Source organism: Eubacterium sp. An3 (assembly GCF_002159465.1).
GTDB lineage: Bacteria > Bacillota > Clostridia > Lachnospirales > Lachnospiraceae > Anaerobutyricum > Anaerobutyricum stercoris.
In genome coordinates this window covers 1-4,400 of sequence record NZ_NFIR01000067.1, presented here as the reverse complement: position 1 = coordinate 4,400, position 4,400 = coordinate 1, and the positions used below count along the sequence as shown (strand labels likewise).

The 4,400-nt window shown below is 45.5% G+C and carries 4 protein-coding genes; 1 reads left to right on the top strand and 3 read right to left on the bottom strand.

Going from position 1 to position 4,400, the window contains the following annotated elements; genetic code table 11:
* Positions 1 to 156 precede the first annotated feature (156 nt).
* From B5F87_RS20020 to lgt, 3 genes are all read right to left on the bottom strand, one after another.
* A complete protein-coding gene (locus B5F87_RS20020) occupies positions 157 to 900 on the bottom strand; it encodes an ABC transporter ATP-binding protein (protein ID WP_343215790.1) in 744 nt (247 codons plus the stop codon).
* Positions 900 to 1,682, bottom strand: a complete 783-nt coding sequence (locus tag B5F87_RS20015) for an ABC transporter permease (RefSeq protein WP_087284362.1) — start codon at positions 1,680 to 1,682, stop codon at positions 900 to 902. Before B5F87_RS20015 ends, B5F87_RS20020 begins: the two co-directional genes overlap by 1 nt.
* Before the next feature lie 110 nt (positions 1,683 to 1,792).
* Positions 1,793 to 2,689 carry a prolipoprotein diacylglyceryl transferase gene (gene lgt, locus B5F87_RS20010; protein WP_087284359.1) on the bottom strand — a complete coding sequence of 299 codons (897 nt, stop codon included), beginning with the start codon at positions 2,687 to 2,689 and terminating at the stop codon, positions 1,793 to 1,795.
* Between the two features lie 218 nt (positions 2,690 to 2,907).
* On the opposite strand from lgt, the gene ychF reads away from it, so the two are divergent.
* Positions 2,908 to 4,005: a redox-regulated ATPase YchF gene (gene ychF / locus B5F87_RS20005; protein ID WP_087284356.1), complete on the top strand. Its 1,098-nt coding sequence runs from the start codon at positions 2,908 to 2,910 to the stop codon at positions 4,003 to 4,005.
* Positions 4,006 to 4,400: the final 395 nt, after the last annotated feature.

The following is a 4,400-nucleotide window of genomic DNA, read 5'->3' as shown; positions in this document are numbered from 1 at the left end:
TATATCTTCTAACCCGTGTCGTCTTATCTTCCTGCTCAAGCAAGAGTTTATCTAACATATGTTCGGTGAACTCTTGCTTTCTTTTAATTCCATAAAAATCGGAATTTCCTATCAATCAAAAAAAGAAGCCCGAAGGCTTCTTCTCGCTGGCGGCGTCTACCGCATAAAATCTTTATATATCGGAAGGACAATCTCCGGTTTATCGTACATAACGATCTCACCGTCGTGCATCCACATAAGCTGATCGCACAAGTCTTCCAGCATATTCATATTATGAGATACAATGACTACCGTCCGGTCCCTGTTGGAAATGAGTTCTTTCATCTTCCGGTAGCTCTTCTTACGGAACTTCTGGTCGCCAACGCTCAATACCTCATCGATGAGCATAATCTCTGTCTCCAGAATCGCTGTGATGGAAAAGGCAAGCTTGGAATGCATACCGCTTGAATACGTACGTACCGGCATATCAATGAAATTACCGATACCGGCAAAATCTATGATCTCCGGCATCTTCTCCATAATCTCTTCTTTGGAAAATCCAAGAAGCATTCCGGAAAGAATGATATTCTCCCGGCCGGACAACTCGTTTTTAAAACCAACGCCGATGGACAAAAGGGAAATCGAATGGCCGTGCAGGTCAATCTCCCCGCTGTCGGCGGAAAAAATGCCGGCAATGGCACGAAGCATGGTAGACTTGCCGCTGCCGTTCTTTCCGGTAATCCCCAGGATCTGTCCCTCCGGCACTTCAAAGGAAACGTTTCGGACTGCCTGAAATACTTCCTGCTTTACCTTTCTCAGGCTGAACATACTCTGCTTGATGGAACTTGCCTTCAAACTTCTATAATTAATACATACATTCCTGACGCTGATCGCGCTCTTACGTTCTTCCATTACTTCCATTAAATCACCTTTACATAACTGTTTTCATTCTTGTAAATCTTACGAATTCCCAATATCGCAATAACAACGCTGATGACAAACCAAATGCCAATCCATTTCATATCCGGCGCCTCGCCATAGAGGATACATTTCCGCAGGCTGCTCAAAAGCAGAGCCATCGGATTGGCATGCATCAGCAGTCCCACAAACCGTTCAGGCACCCGGGTCTCAATGTTATAGAAGATACCCGTCATATAGAAAATCATACGCAGGACAATGGTAACCACATTGGTCAAATCCTGCACAAACACGCCGTAGTGAAGCAGGTGAGTCATCAAAGCAAAGGTCAGCACAAACAGCGTAATCATAATCGGTATTACATAAAGAATATTGAGCGTCAGCGGAATCCGGAAAAAAATCACCATGGCTACAATAATACCAAAGGAAATCAGCATCTTATATCCGTTAAAAAACATGCGGGATATGAGCAGGATAAACTTCGGAATATAAACCTTTGTAACAATGGACTTATTGTTCCGCATCAGCTTCACGCTCTGCGTCAGACAGCGGTTGAAAAAATCCCATGCTGTCAGGCCGATAAATACAAAAGCTGAGAAAAACGGCTCTTTTGTGTTAAAAATATAACCAAAGATAAATGTATAAATTAACATAAAACAGAAAGGTTCCAGCACCCACCATATCCAGTTCAGATAGGAATTGGCAACCTCTGATTTCAACTCCGATTTGGCGGAGTAAAGGGCATATCTGTAATGCTCCTTCAAATCTTTCCAAAATCGCTTCATAACTTCCTCCAGACCTTTTCCCCTTTTTTCATCTTTTGTCCGCAAAAACTTCTGGCATTATAGCACACAAAAACACAAGAAGCAAGCACCGGGTACAAAATCAGCGCCTTTTATACGCCTTTCTGCTGTTTCAGCCGTTTCCTTTTTATAAACATTGCGATAAGACTGCCCATAAATATACATACGCACACAACCTGCGTTGCGGCAATTCCCGTATTGCCGATCTGAAGCTGGTCTACCCGCAGTCCTTCAATGAAAAACCGTCCGATACCGTAGCCCATCAGATAAATGCACAACAGCTCACCGTCAAATTTCTTATGTTTTCTGTAAAGGAAAATCACCAGCAGTACAAGACAATTCCACAGCCCTTCATAAAGGAAAGTCGGGTGCACCTGAATATAAGCCACACTCTGTCCGCCCACGTCCAGATTCACGAGATGATCCATCAATCCCGCCTGTTCAATCTCCCCCAGTCTCCCGGTCTGCTCAAAATATCCGAGAGGTATCTGCATAGCCAGCAAGCCGTCGGTATACCCGCCAAACGCTTCCCTGTTGAAGAAATTACCCCAGCGTCCCATAATCTGTCCTATAAGCAGCGCCATAGTCATGGTATCGAGCATCAGCAGCGCCTTCTGTTTTCTCACTTTCGCAAAAATAAGCAGTACGATAATGGCTGCCGCCACACCGCCGACGATGCCGAGTCCGCCGTGCCTGGTATTGATAATATCCGCCAGATGATCTTTATAATAGTCCCAGGAAAAAATCACGTAATAAGCTCTCGCACCAATAATTGCCGGAATCATCATGCAGATCAGATAATCCAGATACAGCTCCGGATTCTGCCCGGTCCGCTTCGCCTCTCTCTGAGCCACCAGCAAACCCACCAGAAAACCGGAAGCAATGATGATGCCATAAAACATAATAGGAAAATCTCCGATGGAAATGTACCGTCCCACATGGGAAAATACAATACCCAGATTCGGAAATCTGATATCCATATATTCCATAATAACCTCCTGTAAATCTATATTGCAACACAGAGACGATCAATAACTATCTCCATGCTTTGACATTGGGGATATTATAGCCTGCCCCGACAAAATTTTCAATCATATTTCTTTTTTTCGCCCTCTTGCCAGCTTCTTTCTTTCTATGGTAGAATGGACAGTTGTAATGCGAACTGCACAATAATCATATAAAATACACAATAAATGGAGGAATTACTATGAAATTAGGAATTGTCGGACTTCCAAACGTGGGAAAGAGTACATTATTCAACTCTCTTACCAAAGCCGGCGCCGAATCAGCCAACTACCCTTTCTGTACCATTGACCCGAATGTGGGCATCGTTCCGGTTCCGGACGCCCGTCTGCAGGTGCTTTCAGATATGTATGATTCTGCCAAAATCGTTCCCGCAGTGATCGAGTTTGTGGACATTGCCGGTCTGGTCAAAGGAGCCTCCAAAGGGGAGGGGCTTGGCAATCAGTTCCTTGCCAACATCCGCGAAGTGGACGCTATCGTTCATGTGGTGCGATGCTTTGAAGACAGCAATGTCATCCATGTGGACGGCAGCGTCAATCCGCTTCGGGACATTGAGACCATCAATTTTGAATTAATCTTTGCCGACATCGAGGTTCTGGAGCGCCGGATTGCAAAATCTGCCCGCGCTGCCCACAACGATAAAAAAATTGCCGCTGAGGTTGAGCTGTTAAAGAAAATGAAAGCGCATCTTGAGGACGGTCATCTGGCAAAAACCTTCGTCACAGAGGATGAAGACGAACAAAAGCTAATCGCTGAGTGCAATCTGCTGACGGATAAACCTGTTATCTTCGCCGCCAATGTATCAGAAGATGACCTGGGTGATGACGGCGCTTCCAATGAATACGTACAGGAAGTAAAGAAGTACGCCGCCGACTGCGACTCTGAAGTATTTGTGGTCTGCGCACAGATCGAACAGGAGATTGCAGAGCTTGATGACGATGAAAAAGCTATGTTTCTCGAAGATCTGGGTCTTTCCGAATCCGGTCTCGAAAAGCTCATCAAGGCAAGCTACCGTATCCTGGGCCTGATCTCTTATCTGACTGCAGGACCAATCGAATCCAAAGCATGGACCATCACCGCCGGCACCAAGGCACCTCAGGCTGCCGGAAAGATTCATTCCGACTTCGAGCGCGGCTTCATCAAAGCCGACGTCATCAGTTACGATGACCTGGTTGCCTGCGGAAGCATGTCCGCCGCCAGAGACAAGGGACTTGTCCGCTCAGAAGGCAAAGAATATGTGATGCAGGACGGAGACGTGGTGCTGTTTAAATTTAATGTATAAAATTGGGAGTTGTCAAGATGATAAGAAATGATACACAGACGATGACATAAGACCACAGACAGGTTCGCCCGACTCGGCCCTCACTCGTTCTGAACGATAGGATATATCTATTCAGGAAATATGACAGTCCTCGTTCACAGCTCGCGGTCGAAAGCTGTCTGTGTCCAAAATGTCATCTGTGTTGTGTAAACTTTCCTGCTTCTTATCACCTCGACATAATCATGTGTATAAATGCCGGAGGTTCACAGAAAACACAACCGGAATCAGCCACAATGGTACAGATGCCGTCGAGATGGAACGGGAGTTTTGTCACAATCTTAGTGATGCAATAAGACAGAGATTTGCGGCATCATATCTCAATAGAAAAACACAGCGGGAAAGGTCGGCGACGACTG

Bases quoted from the DNA above. Each gene is read 5' to 3' on its own strand.
- B5F87_RS20020 (WP_343215790.1), bottom strand. From the start codon at position 900: ATGGAAGTAATGGAAGAACGTAAGAGCGCGATCAGCGTCAGGAATGTA.
- B5F87_RS20015 (WP_087284362.1), bottom strand. From the start codon at position 1,682: ATGAAGCGATTTTGGAAAGATTTGAAGGAGCATTACAGATATGCCCTT.
- lgt (WP_087284359.1), bottom strand. From the start codon at position 2,689: ATGGAATATATGGATATCAGATTTCCGAATCTGGGTATTGTATTTTCC.
- ychF (WP_087284356.1), top strand. From the start codon at position 2,908: ATGAAATTAGGAATTGTCGGACTTCCAAACGTGGGAAAGAGTACATTA.